Source organism: Ferruginibacter lapsinanis (assembly GCF_020783315.1).
Taxonomy (GTDB): Bacteria; Bacteroidota; Bacteroidia; order Chitinophagales; family Chitinophagaceae; genus Ferruginibacter; species Ferruginibacter lapsinanis.
Genome location: NZ_CP086063.1, coordinates 237,332 through 256,096 on the forward strand (window position 1 = coordinate 237,332; position 18,765 = coordinate 256,096).

Sequence of the window (18,765 nt, forward strand, 5' to 3'; positions counted from 1 at the left end):
ACCAGCATTACATAAAATGGGTACATCAGAAAACAGCATTACACTCAAAACTATATTTTCCGTTATCAAACAATCATTGAACGGAGAGCAACAGGATTACACACAGGGCAGCATCCGCAAAGCAGTGTTCTTACTGGCTATCCCGATGATACTCGAATTGAGTTTAGAAAGTGTATTTGCCGTGGTAGATATTTTCTTCGTAAGTAAACTCGGACAAAACGCGATAGCCACAGTTGGCCTAACAGAATCTGTGATCACAATAGTGTATTCTGTTGCAATCGGTTTAAGTGTTGCTGCCACCGCTATTGTTGCCAGAAGGATCGGAGAAAAGAATCCTGAAGCTGCCGCACATGCCGGCGCACAGTCTTTGATCGTGGCAATGGTCATTTCAGTGTTGACCAGTCTTGCCGGAATAATATTTGCCGAAAACATTTTATCATTGATGGGGGCAAGTAAAGAAGTGGTTCATGAAGGAGCCATATTCACACGTATCATGTTTGGCGGCAGCCTGGTCATCATGTTATTATTTCTGATCAACGGTATTTTCAGAGGTGCAGGCGACGCCGAAATGGCAATGAAAAGCCTGTGGATAGCCAGTGGTGTTAATATTATTTTATGTCCTATCCTTATTCATTTCATGGGTTTAAAAGGTGCAGCCGTTGCTACAGTCATTGGCAGAAGTTCTGGTGTATTATACCAGTGTTATCATTTATTTAAAGGAAGCGGCATTATAAAATTCAAGAAAGAACATGTTGCATTTGACATCCCTATTATAAGATCTTTGATCAATATTGCATGGCCCGCCACTTTCCAATTCATCATCGCAAGCGGAAGCTGGATCATATTAGCAAGACTGGTAGCTGAAACCGGTGGCACTACAGCTTCTGCAGGTTACCAGATAGCTATACGAAATGTTGTTTTCTTTATTTTACCTGCATGGGGATTGAGTAATGCGGCAGCAACACTGGTGGGGCAAAACCTTGGTGCCAAAGAGATACACAGAGCTGAACAAAGCGTATTAATAACAGCCAAGTACAACGCCATCTTCATGAGCTTTGTGATGTTGCTGTTTGTTTTTTGTTCAAACTTTATCATTCGTCTTTTTACAAATGATGATAACGTAGTGCGATACGGAGCCAGGGCATTACAGATAATTGGATCAGGCTATATCTTTTACGGCATTGCTATGGTGATGACACAAGCCTTAAATGGTGCCGGCGATACTAAAACTCCCACCCTTATCAACCTCGTTGGGTTTTGGTTTTTTCAGATACCTCTGGCATATTTCCTGGCACAAGGACTTGATATGAAAACAACCGGCGCTTTTATAGCTGTACCGGTTGCTGAAACTTTTATTGCATTGATTGCATGGTATTATTTTAAAAAGGGCAAATGGAAAGAAGTGAAAGTCTGATACATGAATAATATTCCAATCTTTTAATGGGTGTAATCAGTACTTACATTTTGTGCTGGTATATTATCCCTCATCTGCCGTAGGGCCATACATACCCGGCACTGGTATATCCAACAAACGCAGATAAACAGAAAGCTGTCCTCTGTGATGTATCATATGACTAAAAGCCCAGGCACGTATGGCCACTTTCTTTGGCAACTGATATAATATCTGATCACCATTTCTTACCGTCCATATCGCATCTAATTCTTCAAGGCTTACCTGCTCAAGATCCTGCAATGCTTTATCAAGATTATCCTGAAACACTTTCAGCAATTCCTCTGTAGAGGTAGCCGCTACAGTAGGTGTATAATTTGCAGCAAAATCATAATCAGAGATATGAATGACCCTGGATATCCAATGTGTATTTTCCGCAACATGAGTAGCCAGTCTGCCGATAGGTGCTGATTTTTCGTGCGGCTTCCAATCTTTTTTATCAAATGGAATTCTTTCCAGAATTTTTTTCGTTGCATCAGATTCACGCTTTAGTTCACTGATGTAGCCAGTTTTAATAGACATATATTTTTATTTTAAGATTCAGGATGAGTAAATTTTGAAACACCATCTTTATGCCGCAACATTTTTATCAGTTGCACCAATGCTGTAAAAACAAATATTCCACCAACCACCCAATTTAAATATTGCTGACTGTTCTCAATCCGCTCTACGATCCATTTTCCGCCGAAGATAAAGATACAGGTGCCTAAAAAAGCGCCTATGCCGATACCTAATATATAACTATTGTATTGTGCCGGTTTAGGTTCCAGCACTTTTTTAGTAAACAACACTGTACTCCAGCCAAACCAAAAAATAACAACGATCGGGTTAATAGCACACATGAACATTCCTAGTAAAAACCGATGCATGTTATTATTCAGCATGATATTCTTGCTGTTGCCACCGCCTTTTATTGCAGCAATAAAACTACCTGCAGCCAATGCCAGGATAATACCAAGTGTGATCCACTCCATTATCTTCATCAGTTTCGCTTGTTTCCTGATCCAATCAATCCCTATCAATGATATTCTTACATAGGTCATTTCAACGATCATAGACCCCAACGAGAACCACAGCGCATCCGTCACACTTTCCTGTATGCCGATCTGCATCGCAGCTACATTGAGTGTACCCAACGGCAATGAGCCTAAAAAGCTGATCAATAATCCCCAGAAAAATACTTTTATTATTTTAATCATTACTCAATTGTTGCATCAACGGCTTTCATATCCACCATTAATTGTCTTGTATAGGTAAGAAATTTTCTTCCTTTTTGCAAACCCCATGGTTTTACTCCCTGCGAAGCATTGTATTTACTGATAGTATAAAGTGCTCTCCAGTGTTTGATAATTTCCTTATATGCACCCATCAATGTATAACCGGTATCATAAAAATGATTCGGCTCTGCACCACAACCATTGTATTCAAGGATAGTAAAATTTTTTCCAGCCTTCAGGTCTTCCACACTCGTACACATTATATCATATCTGCCATAAAAAAAGTCATTGATATCCAGGCTTATCTTATCAAACACTTTCACCAGCTTGTCATCAATATGTTCTTTCAGATCAATGAACTGTGCCCCACGGTTATGATTAGCTGCGTAACTCAGTTTATACACTTCACCTGCAGCAATAACAATATGCCAGTTATCGGCATGTTTGATCTTCATTGCTTCAAAATGTTTATCCCCTTTAGGATGATGCTTTACTAATTCTTCCAACGTATGTTTACCATCACCAATTACCTGCAAAGGGATCTTATGTAAAAAGCCAGTCACCGTTCCTGTAGTATCTTTTGGATGCCTGATGTAAAAAACACTTACCTCCATCGGGTAGTGCACAAGCTGTTGCACAATATATTCCCAAGGCATTTTAGCATGATAACTTTTCAGTGCTTCTTCCGAATCAATTTTCCTCAATAAGATACCTTGTCCGCCAACTTCGGGCTTTACAATAAACGGATAAATAATCTGATATTGCTTCAGTTTTATTTTGATGCCATCAAAGTCATCTCCCGGCATCACATTAAAAGTAGTAGGATATAATTCTTTGGGCAGCAGGTCATACATTTCCTTTTTAGGCTCTCCTTCCATGCCGCCAAAAGTAAGTTTAGGATTGCTTGGTGTAAAAAACCAAACAGCTCTCGATTTGATAATATACCACAACCAAAAAATGGAGATCGGCGTATATAGGATTTTAAATGGCCAGGCTTCCCAATTCGTTATTTTATGGAATAGATTTTTCATCAAGTCGCAAAAATAACACCTTATAATCAAAACTAATCCGTGAAGTTTGTCATACAAAAAATAATACCCTAAATTACAGATAGAATCAACACCAGATTGCCATGCATGTACCAACTATGTCTGAAATGTCAGCTGCCGGAAACAGTCCCGAAGTACTATTTTGGGTAGGCTGTGCCGGGAGTTTTGATCAACGGGCACAAAAGATCACCAAAGCATTTGTTACCATTCTTGATAAAGTAAAGATCAGTTACGCCATTTTGGGGAAAGAAGAAATGTGTACGGGTGACCCTGCCAGGCGTGCCGGCAATGAGTTTATGTTTCAAATGATGGCCTATCAAAATATTCAAATATTGAATGGATATGGCATCAAAAAAATTGTTACTGCCTGCCCTCATTGTTTCAATACATTAAAAAACGAATACCCCGAGTTGGGGGGCACATATGAAGTTATTCATCATACCACTTTTTTACAGCAGCTCATCGACGAAGGAAGAATAATCATGAAAGAAGGAGGTGATTTTAAAGGGAAAAAGATCACCTATCACGATAGCTGTTATCTTGGCCGGTCGAATAATATTTATGAAGCACCCCGTAAAGTGTTGGAAGCCATGGATGTAGAATTGGTGGAAATGAAACGTTGCAAAAGCAACGGGCTTTGTTGTGGTGCCGGCGGTGCACAAATGTTTAAAGAAGAAGAAAAAGGAGATATCCGTATCAACCAGGAAAGAACAAAAGATGCATTGGAAACAGGTGCTACCATTATCGCCTCTGCCTGCCCATTTTGCAATACCATGATGACTGATGGGGTAAAAAACAGCAATAAAGAAGATGATATAAAAGTTTTAGACATTGCTGAGTTAATTGCCGCATCTATTTAATAATTTTGCACTATGGACATCGATATTATTCAAGAGCACATACCTGCTGACTTCCACGACGCCTCTAAAGTATGGATCTATCAAAGCAGTCGTGTATTTTTTATGAGTGAAGCATTTCAGTTAGAAGAAATGTTTGAACAATTTGTTGCCAACTGGAAAAGCCATGGAGCTCCGGTAAAAGGATATGCCAATTTATTTTTCGGGCAGTTTATTGTGATCATGGCAGATGAAACAGCCACAACTGTTGGTGGATGCAGTACAGATAGTTCAGTAAGAATGATCAAAGAGATCGAACAAAAATTTAATGTACAAATGTTCGACAGACAAATGCTGGCATTTATTATTAAAGAGAAAACACAACTGCTTCCATTATCACAATTGAATTATGCAGTAGAAAATAAATTCATTGATGGCGATACCTTGTATTTTAATAATACCGTACTTACTAAAAAAGACCTGCTGGAACAATGGATCATTCCTGTAAAAGATAGTTGGTTAGGAAAGAGGATCACATTACCAGTGTAACATACTTTCTTATTTCTTATTCCGCTTAGCCCTTGCATACTGCACCGGCCATTCAATATTTTCATCCAGCTCAAGTGCTGCATGTAATGCAAAATACGGATCACGTAAATGCTCCCTTGCCATAAAAATAAAATCAGCCTGTTCCTGCTGTAATATTTCTTCTGCCTGTTGTGCATTGGTAATGATACCTACTGCACCGGTTAAAATGCCGGTCTGTTTTTTAATCGCTGCTGCCAGTTGTACCTGGTAACCCGGCCCAACGGGAATTTTAGCCAATGGAGATGTACCGCCGGATGAAGTATCTATCAGATCGATCCCTTTTTCTTTTAGTACCAGGGCCAATTGTACAGAGTCGTCAATTGTCCAGCCGCCCTCTACCCAATCGGTAGCAGAAATGCGAACGAATATTGGTAACTCAGCAGGCCACACGGTTTTTACAGCATCAATTATTTCCAATAAAAATTTTATCCGGTTATCAAAGCTGCCACCATATCCATCTGTTCGTTGATTGCATAACGGAGATAAGAACTGATTGATCAGATAGCCATGCGCCGCATGTATCTCTACCAATTTAAATCCTGCTTTTAAAGAGCGTACTGCTGCATTTTTAAAATCATTTATCACCGAGGCTATTTCTGTTGCAGTTAATTCGTGCGGTATCATCTCTCCTTCTCTAAAAGGAATGGGTGATGCAGAAACTGTTTGCCAATGATTTTCTCCGGACAATATTTGTTTATCTCCTTCCCACGGTTTTTCTGTGCTTGCCTTCCGGCCTGCATGTGCCAATTGTATTCCGGCTACAGCTCCATGTTCATGAATGAAAGAAGTGATCTGGTGCAATTTTTCAATATGCTCATCTTTCCATATGCCCATATCTCCATAACTGATCCTGCCTTCGGGTGATACTGCTGTTGCTTCCTGCATGATCAATGCTGCGCCACCCACTGCACGGCTACCTAAATGCACCAGGTGCCAATCGCTGGCAAAGCCATCAACACTTGAATACTGACACATGGGTGAAACCACTATCCTGTTCTTAAACTCAACCGATTTGATCTTTAACGGAGTAAAAAGCAAACTCATACTTACGGATTTTAACTTGTTTATTTATAACACCAATTGCTCAAATAATTTTTTCAGCACTTCGCCGGCATTGGTGCACAAGCCGGGATGAACTTTTGAGCTTTGCACCACAGTGCTACGGGTAGCAGTTAACCAGCGAAACCGTGAGGCCATATCCAATCTGCCGATGGGGCCCGATGAACTACCGCCAACACATATACGTTGCAACGCATCCAGGTTGGCTTCTATTTCATGCAGGTCTAATTCGTCGCCGCAAAAAACCTGCAGGCGATGATGATTCACTCCTATCAGTGCATGTAAAAAATTCTCTTTAGCACAATACACAATTACCCCAACGTTCAGAAATTCTTCCCGCTCTACCCTTGGTACAATGCGTATTACCGCATACTCAAATAAGTGCTTCTCGTGCATGTTGTGCTTCTTTTACAAATATTTGACTATTGGCTAATCTTGTTTCTAAAAACTGGCTATACACCTGCCTGTGTTCTTCTGTAGATTGAAATGAGGTATCTGTTGCCAGCCATTCATCAGGTATCAGTCCAACGATCCTGCGTATATGCTCATTGGTCAACAACGAACGGAAAGTTGTATCAACAGTATCCAGCGCTGCTGCCTGTGGCAACAATACATGATCCTTTACCAATACAAAAGGCCGCAATGCTTTGTCTTGCCAATCATGTATGTTATGATGAAAATACAAACAGGCACCGTGATCGATCAACCACAATTCTTTATGCCACCAAAGCATGTTTGTATTACGCACCGTACGATCCATATTCGTGAGCAGGCAATCCATCCAAACAATTTTGGAGGCCAGTAGCGGATCAACCACCGTTACTGCCGGATCAAATGTGATAGACCCCGAAAGATAATGCAGGCCCAGGTTAAGCCCTGTACTTGCTTTCAGCAGATCCTGTATTTCTTCATCCGGTTCTGTTCTGCCAAACGCACTATCTACATTGGCAAAAACTATTTCAGGAACTTTTAATCCTAACACTCTTGCTATTTCGCCACCGATCAATTCAGCGATCAGCGCTTTAACACCCTGCCCCGCTCCCCTGAATTTCAACACATACATAAAACTATCATCCGCTTCTACAATTGCAGGCAACGACCCTCCCTCCCGTAAAGGAGTGATGTATCGGGTTACATTCACTAACCGTATTGTCGGCTGATCATTCATACTGCTAAGTTAATATTTTTAAGCATCGGCATTCAACATATCTCAGTAGCTGTTTGAAATTAAAACACAATATAGAATTACCGATGTTGAGTTTACAGTAGTACAAAAGCTTAATCAGGGAACCAACCGACAAAGGGGCAGTAATCCTTTGTCGGCGGCTTTGGCGCCTGTCCCGATTATTTCGGGAGTTACTTTTTTTCCGCAAAAAAAGTAATAAGAGAGGCTCTGCAAATAAAATGATACACTAAATACAATATTCCGCTTTTTAGATATTATATTAAAAAATGTAACTTGTCTATCCCTTTCAGCACCCAACCCTTTCGCATTCATGTACAGTTCTTACATAAAACAATTATGTATGAAAAAAATATTCCTTCCTGCATTGTTACTGATCGCTCTGACAAGTCATGCACAAAACAACCATTCATTTGCTGTACATTTTGACCTGGATAAATTCAATCTTACAACAGATGCCACTACAAGTCTTGATAGTTTTATTACTGTATATAAACCCGGCGCTACCATCAAACTCTACGGACACACCGATATTATGGCCAGCTACGAATACAATGATGCGCTTTCTTTAAAAAGAACTACTGCTGTAAAAAATTATTTAGTGAGCAAGGGTTTTACTGCTGCTAACATCATTGAAGAAAAAGGATTTGGTAAACGCAGACCGCTTAACAACAATCATGGTGAAAAAGAAATGTACCTCAACCGCCGGGTGGAGATCGTTGTTGACGAAGATGCCGTGAAGAATGAAGAACCGATACTGAACAATGAAACGGATAAGTCTTTAACGGCAAAGATCGCCGACACTGCAACCACCGCCGGCACCAATATCGTTTTACAGAACATGAGCTTTTATGGCGGCACACATAGTATCATGCCGCAATCGCTGCCTATCCTGATGGAGTTGGTGGAGATCATGAAAAAGAATCCTACGTTGGTGATACAGGTAGAAGGGCATATCTGTTGTCAAGATGGAGATGCCGATGGGTTTGATATTGGCACCCGTACCTACAACCTTTCTGAAAACAGGGCGAAGGAAATTTGCAAGTACCTGAATAAAAGTGGTATTGATGAGAAACGTTTATTCTTTAAGGGTTACGGTCACCAACAACCGCTTACTCCTTACCCGGAAAAAACAGAAGAGGAGAGAATTAATAATAGAAGGGTGGAGATAAAGATTGTGAGGAGATGATTTTTTTGTGTTTTTTAAATTTTGACTATAAGTTAAGGTGTTACCAAATGTAAAACTTATAAAGAGGCACGACTGTTAACAAAGGTTTTGATGGAAAGTTTTTTTAGGATGCAAGGAGGGGGTGGGTAGGAGTATAGAGAATATTACTATAAAAAACAATGCGTTTAGTTACTTTGGTGTATGTCGTCAAATCAAAGTGAACTTTCTCTTAGAGAGTGTTTCGTGATTTAAAGATACTTTTTATTTTTAGTTTTATAGTGTACAGATTAAAATTAAGATGCTATTTTTTGTCTTAAATAATTTTGCCTTCTTCTTTGAAGCGTTAGCATTTTTATTCTTTGCCTGTATTTAAAAATCTCTTCTTGCCTTCCGTAATAAACATCTGCCGGTGTGACATTCCCAAGAGACTCATGATAGCGTTCATGATTATAGTAGTGTACAAAAGCCGTTAATGATGCTTCCAGTTCTTCAGGGCAGTAGTAATTATCCAACTTAACAACGTTTTTCATTGACCGATGATAACGTTCAATTTTCCCTTGTGTTTGCGGATGATTGGGCCTGCCATGTAAAAGTTTCATTTTCTTGTTTTGTAAAAAGATTTTGAGTTCTGATGCGATATAGCAAGCTCCATTGTCCGATAATAACTTTGGCCTGAACTCATTTGGCAACTCTGAAGCCTCCAGGGCTCTATTAACTGTTCGTTGTACATCCTCTGTTTTCATTGTCTTACAGAGTTCCCAATGAACAATAAAACGGCTGTAATCATCCAGTACTGTACTCAGATAATACCATCCCCATCCCAATATCTTGAAGTAAGTAAAATCTGTTTGCCACATTTCATGAACAAAGCAGGTCTTTTGACTAAATTCATTTCCTGCTGCTAACAAAATATGTGAAGGGCTGGTGATTAACCCTTTGGCCTTCAAAATCCGGTACACGCTGGATTCTGATATGAATATTCCTTTTACATCACTGAGTTTACAGGATAATTCTCTGGGTGATAACTCGGCATATTCCAGCGCAATCTCCACTACAAGATTCTTTTCAGACTGTGGTATCGTATTCCAGCGTTGCCGGGTAGCACGTTTTGATTCAAGGCCATTAGCACCCTTATCCAAATAAGCTTTGTACCAATTGTAAAACGTACTCTTGTTGATCCCCAACTGTACCAAAGTTCTGTTTACTCCCAGTTCTGAACGTTCAACCAATTGAATGATTTCCTCCTTTTCTGCTACTGATAATCTCATACGACGTTGATATTTTTCGCTTACTCCAAGATGGTTAAGCTTTTTTTTACAATGTCATAGCGGAGCATCAGATCAGCTACCATTTCTTTTAACCTTTGATTCTCTTTACGTAGTTCAGTTACTTCGTCACTAGTAGCTTCACGAGTAGTATCACCATTAAGGCGTTTCTTACCTGCTTCCATGAACTCTTTATTCCATTTGTAAAACAATGCCTGGTTAATCCCATGTTTACGACATATCTCTGCGGTAGAGCTTTCACCTCGTAGTGCTTCCATAACTATAAGGATCTTTTGTTCGGAGGTGAACAATCGCCTAGTCCTGCGACGGATGTCTTTAATGAAGTTTTCTGTGGACTGTTTTTGTTTCTTTTCCATGTTATTCTATTTTAATGATGAACAATGGAAATACTCTCTAAAATTAACTTATTTTTAGTCCAGTTTTAGCTGACGATTTACACATTCTTAAAATCCCTTCATTCTATCAAATTTAAATCATTAATGATTTTCCAAATCCTTTCTTTCACACTGGCTCCTACATTCTTTGCAGGTTTGAATCCATCAATAAATTCAATGCCATTTTCATGAAGTACTGAAGAAATATTTTGCCATCTGTATTCAATGCTCTTATGTGAACGTCTGGGTAAACTCTTCTGCAATTGTCGATTTACCTCTGCCTTAACATAAGGTGTCTTATCTTCTTCATACTGGATCATTTTGAAATAAGCCCGAATAGCTTTTTCTAGTTCAGCATCTGTCCACAAGTCAACCATATTCTTTAAATTAGGGTTTATAAGCTAATATAAATTCTTTTTGCTAATAACCCAATTAAATATATATCCTTTATCAGTCGTCACACAAACAACTTACATTTTTCCCCTTCCCCATGCAACCCTTCCCCCCTCCTCCTCGTCATAATTAGAAAATATTTTTAACCAAAAAAATTTTCAATTATGCCTTCACGTTCCGAAACTGGTCACGCCAAAAATGTAGAAAACTTCGCAGATTTGATTGCATACGTAACAAGCTATGGCGATACGTACAATCCATCAAAAGAAGTACTAACGGTAGCAAACCTCAACATTCTGTTAGCAAATGCAAAAGCAGAAATGAGCAACGTCAAAACCAACGAAACAAATTTCAACAACGCCACCAATGCACGAATGGCCGAATTCAAAACACTAAAGCCATTAAGCACACAGATCATAAACTCGCTGGCAGCCACAGATGCAACTGAACAAACGGTAAAAAACGCAAAAACTATCAACCGTAAAATTCAGGGACAAAGAACACCCAAAAAAGAAACACCCCCACAAACCGAAGAAACAAAAAACAAAGAGCCCAAATCCGCATCCGCAAGCCAACAGAGTTATGATTTATTAATAGATCATTTCGATAAACTCATAAAATTGATTGAAGTAGAGCCACAATACAATCCAAATGAAATAAATTTACAAGCCCCTTCTCTCAAGAAAAAGATTACACAATTAAAAGCAACCAACAAAGCAGTAAGTGATAGCACTACAGCATATACCAACAGCATCATCACAAGAAATAAAGTATTATATAGTGAAAAATCAGGCTTAGTCGATACAGCCGCCAGCGTAAAAAAATATGTTTTGTCCATCTACAATGCTTCAAGCCCCGAATACAAACAAATAAAAAAGATCGCTTTCAAAAGCCGTTAGGAAAAATAACAATCGCTTCCCAACAATTACCAACTCCCGCTCTGCAGGGAGTTTTTTATTTCCATCTCTTTATATTCTCCTCACGTCCACTTCAATGTTTACGCCGTCTTTATCAAAATTCCTGACGTCTACTTAAATGCTCCTGACGTCCTTAACTAATCTCTTATAGTCTCTCTCAATGTTCCTGTCGTCTTTAACAAATCTCCTGCAGTCCACTTCAATATTACAGCCGTCTTTAACAAAACTCTCGCCATCTACTTCAATGTTCTTAACGTCTTTAAAAAATCTCCTGCCGTCTACTATAATACGCTTACCGGATGCCTAAAATGAAAACCAGTAACAAGCTAAAGACGTACAATAGAATTCCAATGCACAATTCACATCTATAAATGAAAGACTGTATTTTCTACCTTGACATTTTTTTGTGGAATTTGTTATTACGAATAATATGATACTTCTATTCCGTTTGCAATTTTTTTATTGAAGGGTGAACAATGATTGGGTTTTACACCACATACATATTCCACATTGTTATTTATTGTGAACACATCGATGATGTAGGGGCATCCCTTGTGGGTGCCCCTATTTCTATTTCGGAATGGGAATGATGGGGGTGGTTACAGGGGCGAGGGGCACCCCTTGTGGGTGCCCCTACCATTATTTGATCTCAAGGTTACCCGGTATTCGGAATTTCTTACCGGTCTTTACGGTAATTTTTGTGCCGGGGTACATTTCCTGCGTTTTATTTAAAATACATTCTCCATTGGCTACGGGATCAATAATGATCTCTGCACAGGCGGCGGTAAGCGGCGATGGAGGCACCAGGTTATTGGCCCAGTTTGATGGTACATCCCAGTTGCCCGTACCGATGAAGGTGTAGGTTGGCGGGATGATGCTAAAATAAGCATCACTCAGATCGTACACTGCACTATTGCCTGCCGAGCTTACTCTTAGCAAAACAGTGGTGGAGGCAATTGTATTAGGCACTGCCCACACATAGCTGTGCGTTGTGGTGCTGTAATTGCTTACAATATTTGTCCAGCTGCTGCCGGCATTGGTAGAGTACGCAATGGTATAGGTGCCGATGGTGGATGTTTCGTTCCAGTTGATGGTATAATTTGAACAGGCATAAATGGTGTCTGCGTTACCGTTAGGCGTTACCAACATAATCGGTGCTGCAGTGGTGCTGATGGTAAATGGCAGATCGCTGGTATCTGTTTTACAACTGTTGGCATTATCTCTTATCAATATTCTGCAGTTGGTAGAAACAATATTGGGTACTGTCCAGGTATATTTATTGTTGGACGTACTGTAGCCTGTTACAATATTTGTAAAGGTTGATCCGCCATTGGTAGAATAAAAAATATCATACAAACTGGATATCCCGTCTGATGACCAGGAGATATCGTACGTGGTGCCTACCTGCATGATGCCTCCAAAGTTCGGCTGTATAAGCGTTACGGCTTTTATAATACTGAATACATTGTCGCTCATATCAACGTAACTGTTTGCCGTTGGTTTCACCCTTACTCTTGCTTTGTCGGAAAAAATATTGGGCACATTCCAATTGTAGGTAGCAGGGTTGGTTGTTGCGGAGAAACTGCTGGTGATATTTGTCCAGGTAGCTCCGTCATCTAACGTGTACTCTATCGCATAGGAGCTCCATGCCGGAGAACGATCGAAGGTGATGGAGGTAACGGTGCAACCGCCAACACTTATTACATCTCCGCCATTCGGCGTGAGGATGGTCACTGCCGGTTTTATGGTGAATACTGCATTGCTTACATCGCTTACTGACATATCTCCGGTGTTACTTATTCTTACCAAACATGTAGTTGAATTTTGATTGGGTATCGTCCATGCATAACTGCCGTTGTTGCTTGCTGCATTGGTAATCAATGTCCAGGTGGTGCCGTTGTCGGTAGAGTACTCCAGTCTTGCGGTAGTGTATAGTTTGGAAGTTGTCCATGTAATGTTTTGAACTGTTCCTGAATACAATACTTCTCCGCCGTTAGGACTTAATAAGAATGGTGTTGCCGGTGTGATGGTAAAGGCTGTATTGTTATCATCATACTTACAGTTGTTTACATAATCTGTTACTCTTACCCAGCAGGTAGTGCTGGATGTGTTGGGGAGTGTCCAGTTATAACTGTTACCCGTGATATTGGTAGCAACGGTTGTCCAGCTGTTACCACCATTCAATGAGTATTGTACATTGTACTGACCAGAGGCTGTTGGTAAGTTTGTCCATGTGATGGTATGGCTTGTTAAACCTACCCAGCTTTCGCCGCCGTTAGGACTCGTTACGGTGATGTCATTGCTCGGGATGATGTTGAATACTGCATTGCTGGTGTCTCTTATGGTTGAAGAAGAATTTGATCCGTAAATATAGATCAATGCTTTACTGGTGGTGATACCGTTTGGTACTGTCCAGTTATACGTCTGCGTTAGTAAACTATTATCTGATACTGCTGTGATATAATTAAAGGTAGATCCGCTATCGATTGAATAATAAATATTCCACACACCACCGCAGGTTGTTTTATTAAAGGTGATGGGTAAGATATTACAACCTATGCCTGTCTCGCCACCGTTAGGACTGGTGATCGTTACAGGAGGAATGATCGTAAAGTTTGTAGCGCTGATATCATTCACTGATACATCTCCGGTGTTGCTGATCTTTACTAAACATTGTGTGGAGGCTACTGTAGGTACTGTCCATACATATACTCCTGTATTGGGTGCAGCGTTCGTGATCAAGGTCCAGGTGCTGCCATTATTCGTTGAGTACTCTAATCTTGCTGTAGTGTATAATCTTGTGGTCAGCCAGGTAATATTGTATGTACAACGGGGACTTAATACATCGCCGCCGTTAGGTGCCGTGAGTATTGGTGTTGCCGGTGTGATGGTAAAGGCTGTATTGTTATCATCATACTTACAGTTGTTTACATAATCTGTTACTCTTACCCAGCAGGTAGTGCTGGATGTGTTGGGGAGTGTCCAGTTGTAACTATTACCCGTGATATTGGTAGCAACGGTTGTCCAGCTGTTACCACCATTCAATGAGTATTGTACATTGTACTGACCAGAGGCTGTTGGTAAGTTTGTCCATGTGATGGTATGGCTTGTTAAACCTACCCAGCTTTCGCCGCCGTTAGGACTCGTTACGGTGATGTCATTGCTCGGGATGATGTTGAATACTGCATTGCTGGTATCTCTTATTGTTGAAGAAGAATTTGATCCGTAAACATAGATCAATGCTTTACTGGTGGTGATACCGTTTGGTACTGTCCAGTTATACGTCTGCGTTAGTGAACTATTATCTGATACTGCTGTGATATAATTAAAGGTAGATCCGCTATCGATTGAATAATAAATATTCCACACACCGCCGCAGGTGGTCTTATTAAAGGTGATCGGCAAGATATTACAACCTATGCCTGTCTCGCCACCATTAGGACTTGTGATCGTTACAGGAGGAATGATCGTAAAGTTTGTAGCGCTGATATCATTCACTGATACATCGCCGGTGTTGCTGATCTTTACTAAACATTGTGTGGAGGCTACTGTAGGTACTGTCCATACATATACTCCTGTATTGGGTGCAGCGTTCGTGATCAAGGTCCAGGTGCTGCCATTATTCGTTGAGTACTCTAATCTTGCTGTAGTGTATAGTCTTGAGGTCAACCAGGTAATGTTTTGCGTACAACGGGGGCTTAATACATCGCCGCCATTAGGTGCTGTGAGTATGGGTGTTGCAGGGGTAATAGTAAAGGCTGCATTGTTATCATCATACTTACAGTTGTTTACATAATCTGTTACTCTTACCCAGCAGGTGGTGCTGGATGTGTTGGGGAGTGTCCAGTTGTAACTGTTGCCCGTGATATTGGTAGCGATGGTTGTCCAGCTATTGCCACCATTCAATGAGTATTGTACATTGTACTGACCCGATGCAGTAGGTAAGTTTGTCCATGTGATGGTATGGCCTGTTAAGCCTACCCAGCTTTCGCCTCCGTTAGGACTGGTTACCGTGATGTCGTTGCTCGGGATGATATTGAACACCGCATTAGTGGTGTCTCTTATGGTTGAAGAAGAATTTGATCCGTAAACATAGATCAATGCTTTACTGGTGGTGATACCGTTTGGTACTGTCCAGTTATACGTCTGCGTTAGTGAACTATTATCTGATACTGCTGTGATATAATTAAAGGTAGATCCGCTATCGATTGAATAATAAATATTCCACACACCACCGCAGGTTGTTTTATTAAAGGTGATGGGTAAGATATTACAACCTATGCCTGTCTCGCCACCGTTAGGACTGGTGATCGTTACAGGAGGAATGATCGTAAAGTTTGTAGCGCTGATATCATTCACTGATACATCTCCGGTGTTGCTGATCTTTACTAAACATTGTGTGGAGGCTACTGTAGGTACTGTCCATACATATACTCCTGTATTGGGTGCAGCGTTCGTGATCAAGGTCCAGGTGCTGCCATTATTCGTTGAGTACTCTAATCTTGCTGTAGTGTATAATCTTGTGGTCAGCCAGGTAATATTGTATGTACAACGGGGACTTAATACATCGCCGCCGTTAGGTGCCGTGAGTATTGGTGTTGCCGGTGTGATGGTAAAGGCTGTATTGTTATCATCATACTTACAGTTGTTTACATAATCTGTTACTCTTACCCAGCAGGTAGTGCTGGATGTGTTGGGGAGTGTCCAGTTGTAACTATTACCCGTGATATTGGTAGCAACGGTTGTCCAGCTGTTACCACCATTCAATGAGTATTGTACATTGTACTGACCAGAGGCTGTTGGTAAGTTTGTCCATGTGATGGTATGGCTTGTTAAACCTACCCAGCTTTCGCCGCCGTTAGGACTCGTTACGGTGATGTCATTGCTCGGGATGATGTTGAATACTGCATTGCTGGTATCTCTTATTGTTGAAGAAGAATTTGATCCGTAAACATAGATCAATGCTTTACTGGTGGTGATACCGTTTGGTACTGTCCAGTTATACGTCTGCGTTAGTGAACTATTATCTGATACTGCTGTGATATAATTAAAGGTAGATCCGCTATCGATTGAATAATAAATATTCCACACACCGCCGCAGGTGGTCTTATTAAAGGTGATCGGCAAGATATTACAACCTATGCCTGTCTCGCCACCATTAGGACTTGTGATCGTTACAGGAGGAATGATCGTAAAGTTTGTAGCGCTGATATCATTCACTGATACATCGCCGGTGTTGCTGATCTTTACTAAACATTGTGTGGAGGCTACTGTAGGTACTGTCCATACATATACTCCTGTATTGGGTGCAGCGTTCGTGATCAAGGTCCAGGTGCTGCCATTATTCGTTGAGTACTCTAATCTTGCTGTAGTGTATAGTCTTGAGGTCAACCAGGTAATGTTTTGCGTACAACGGGGGCTTAATACATCGCCGCCATTAGGTGCTGTGAGTATGGGTGTTGCAGGGGTAATAGTAAAGGCTGCATTGTTATCATCATACTTACAGTTGTTTACATAATCTGTTACTCTTACCCAGCAGGTGGTGCTGGATGTGTTGGGGAGTGTCCAGTTGTAACTGTTGCCCGTGATATTGGTAGCGATGGTTGTCCAGCTATTGCCACCATTCAATGAGTATTGTACATTGTACTGACCCGATGCAGTAGGTAAGTTTGTCCATGTGATGGTATGGCCTGTTAAGCCTACCCAGCTTTCGCCTCCGTTAGGACTGGTTACCGTGATGTCGTTGCTCGGGATGATATTGAACACCGCATTAGTGGTGTCTCTTATGGTTGAAGAAGAATTTGATCCGTAAATATAGATCAATGCTTTACTGGTGGTGATACCGTTTGGTACTGTCCAGTTATACGTCTGCGTTAGTAAACTATTATCTGATACTGCTGTGATATAATTAAAGGTAGATCCGCTATCGATTGAATAATAAATATTCCACACACCGCCGCAGGTGGTCTTATTAAAGGTGATCGGTAAGATATTACAACCTATGCCTGTCTCGCCACCATTAGGACTTGTGATCGTTACCGCAGGAATGATCGTAAAGTTTGTAGCGCTGATATCATTCACTGATACATCGCCGGTGTTGCTGATCTTTACTAAACATTGTGTGGAGGCTACTGTAGGTACTGTCCATACATATACTCCTGTATTGGGTGCAGCGTTCGTGATCAAGGTCCAGGTGCTGCCGTTGTCTACCGAGTACTCCAGTCTTGCCGTGGTATATAATCTTGATGTCAACCAGGTAATATTAAATGTACAACGGGGACTTAATACATCACCGCCGTTAGGACTGATCAATAGTGGTTGCGCCGGTGTGATGGTGAAGGTTGCGTTGCTTATATCCTGCATACAGTTTTGCACATAATCCTGTACTCTCACCAAACAATTTGTACTTAATGCAACAGCGGGTAAGGTCCATGCATACGTTCCTCCTGTAGTAGAATAATTGGTAGCAATGTTTACCCATGAGCTTCCTCCATTTAAAGAGTAAGCAATGTTATAAGTGTTTGAAGTACCAACCGCATTCCATGTAATGTTATGCACTGTACCTCCCTGCCATGTTTCTCCTCCATTAGGTGAAGTAACGGTTACGGGTATGTTTATCGTAAAATAGGCGTCGCTTTTATCTGTTGTAGTTGGCGCCTGAGCATCATACACTCTTAGGAGTACCGTAGAGGATTGTATGTTGGGTACAGTCCAAAGAAACTGACCGTTAGCAGATAAATAATTTGTAGCTACCGATGCCCATATTGTTCCTCCATCTAAAGAATAATCAATATTCCAATAATTGGATGATGTGCCGGTTTGTGTCCATTTAACCGGATACTGCTGACAGGCATACAATACCTCTCCGCCATTAGGTTGCGTCAGCGTAACTGTTTGTGCAAAAGAAAACCGGCATAATAAACTTACCAGTAAAATACATAACCCTTTTCTAATAATATTCGTCATAAATAATTAATACAATCTTTTAAAATATTCAGATGGAAATTTATTCCTTAGTGAGTTCTATTTGACTTTTTACTTGCCAAAGAATACCTCAGAAAAAACATTCTCAAACAGTTTTTTATGGATCAAGAGGAGATTAAAATGCAGTAGTTACATTTCGGGTGAAGATATAAATATTTTTTATACAATATTTAAAGGGCAATAAAAAATCAGCCTTCAAAAATTAAAAAAGGCGTTCCGATATTTATCGAAACGCCTTTGAAATTTTATTGAGAAGATCTT

At 40.5% G+C, this 18,765-nt stretch carries 14 protein-coding genes; 5 read left to right on the forward strand and 9 right to left on the reverse strand.

The window, feature by feature from the left end:
- The first annotated feature begins 16 nt into the window (after positions 1-16).
- Positions 17-1,414: an MATE family efflux transporter gene (locus LK994_RS00985; RefSeq protein WP_229761013.1), complete on the forward strand. Its 1,398-nt coding sequence runs from the start codon at positions 17-19 to the stop codon at positions 1,412-1,414.
- A 63-nt stretch (positions 1,415-1,477) separates the two neighbouring features.
- Here LK994_RS00985 and LK994_RS00990 read toward each other — a convergent pair whose 3' ends face one another.
- Genes LK994_RS00990 through LK994_RS01000 form a run of 3 tightly spaced genes read right to left on the reverse strand, consistent with a single transcriptional unit; the run spans position 1,478 to position 3,698 of the window.
- Positions 1,478-1,972, reverse strand: a complete 495-nt coding sequence (locus tag LK994_RS00990) for a DinB family protein (protein ID WP_229761014.1) — start codon at positions 1,970-1,972, stop codon at positions 1,478-1,480.
- Positions 1,973-1,983: 11 nt separating this feature from the next.
- Positions 1,984-2,649 carry a LysE family translocator gene (locus LK994_RS00995; protein ID WP_229761015.1) on the reverse strand — a complete coding sequence of 222 codons (666 nt, stop codon included), beginning with the start codon at positions 2,647-2,649 and terminating at the stop codon, positions 1,984-1,986.
- The gene (locus LK994_RS01000) at positions 2,649-3,698 is read right to left on the reverse strand and encodes a hypothetical protein (protein ID WP_229761016.1); all 1,050 of its coding nucleotides are present in this window, start codon (positions 3,696-3,698) and stop codon (positions 2,649-2,651) included. Before LK994_RS01000 ends, LK994_RS00995 begins: the two co-directional genes overlap by 1 nt.
- Positions 3,699-3,814: 116 nt before the next feature.
- Between LK994_RS01000 and LK994_RS01005 the strand changes: the two genes are divergently transcribed.
- Entirely contained in the window at positions 3,815-4,576 is a 762-nt protein-coding gene (locus tag LK994_RS01005; RefSeq protein ID WP_229761017.1) for a (Fe-S)-binding protein, read from the forward strand.
- Between the two features lie 12 nt (positions 4,577-4,588).
- Positions 4,589-5,101 (forward strand): hypothetical protein, encoded by a 513-nt coding sequence (locus LK994_RS01010; RefSeq protein WP_229761018.1) that lies wholly within the window; start codon positions 4,589-4,591, stop codon positions 5,099-5,101.
- A gap of 9 nt (positions 5,102-5,110) precedes the next feature.
- Here LK994_RS01010 and namA read toward each other — a convergent pair whose 3' ends face one another.
- Genes namA through LK994_RS01025 form a run of 3 tightly spaced genes read right to left on the reverse strand, consistent with a single transcriptional unit; the run spans position 5,111 to position 7,367 of the window.
- On the reverse strand, positions 5,111-6,184 hold the full coding sequence (gene namA, locus LK994_RS01015) for an NADPH dehydrogenase NamA (RefSeq protein WP_229761019.1): 1,074 nt from the start codon (positions 6,182-6,184) through the stop codon (positions 5,111-5,113).
- A gap of 24 nt (positions 6,185-6,208) precedes the next feature.
- Complete coding sequence (locus LK994_RS01020; protein WP_229761020.1) at positions 6,209-6,595, reverse strand: DUF3037 domain-containing protein; 387 nt, start codon at positions 6,593-6,595, stop codon at positions 6,209-6,211.
- Positions 6,573-7,367 carry a HipA family kinase gene (locus LK994_RS01025; protein WP_229761021.1) on the reverse strand — a complete coding sequence of 265 codons (795 nt, stop codon included), beginning with the start codon at positions 7,365-7,367 and terminating at the stop codon, positions 6,573-6,575. The genes LK994_RS01020 and LK994_RS01025 overlap by 23 nt, the downstream gene beginning before the upstream one ends.
- Positions 7,368-7,725: 358 nt before the next feature.
- Here LK994_RS01025 and LK994_RS01030 point away from each other — a divergent pair, with 358 nt between their 5' ends.
- Entirely contained in the window at positions 7,726-8,571 is an 846-nt protein-coding gene (locus LK994_RS01030; RefSeq protein ID WP_229761022.1) for an OmpA family protein, read from the forward strand.
- A 272-nt stretch (positions 8,572-8,843) separates the two neighbouring features.
- Here the strand turns inward: LK994_RS01030 and LK994_RS01035 are convergent.
- Together LK994_RS01035 and LK994_RS01040 are read right to left on the reverse strand one after the other, a co-directional pair.
- Positions 8,844-10,192, reverse strand: a protein-coding gene (locus LK994_RS01035) for an IS3 family transposase (RefSeq protein WP_229759599.1) whose coding sequence is annotated in 2 segments (ribosomal slippage) — positions 8,844-9,854 and positions 9,857-10,192 — 1,347 coding nt in all. Because the reading frame shifts where the segments join, the coding sequence is not laid out codon by codon here.
- A gap of 98 nt (positions 10,193-10,290) precedes the next feature.
- Complete coding sequence (locus tag LK994_RS01040; RefSeq protein ID WP_229761023.1) at positions 10,291-10,587, reverse strand: hypothetical protein; 297 nt, start codon at positions 10,585-10,587, stop codon at positions 10,291-10,293.
- A gap of 180 nt (positions 10,588-10,767) precedes the next feature.
- Between LK994_RS01040 and LK994_RS01045 the strand changes: the two genes are divergently transcribed.
- Positions 10,768-11,502, forward strand: coding sequence for a hypothetical protein (locus LK994_RS01045; protein ID WP_229761024.1), 735 nt, complete (start codon positions 10,768-10,770; stop codon positions 11,500-11,502).
- Positions 11,503-12,159: 657 nt separating this feature from the next.
- On the opposite strand, the gene LK994_RS01050 is transcribed toward LK994_RS01045, so the two are convergent.
- Positions 12,160-18,486, reverse strand: a complete 6,327-nt coding sequence (locus LK994_RS01050; RefSeq protein WP_229761025.1) for a beta strand repeat-containing protein — start codon at positions 18,484-18,486, stop codon at positions 12,160-12,162.
- Between the last annotated feature and the right edge of the window lie 279 nt (positions 18,487-18,765).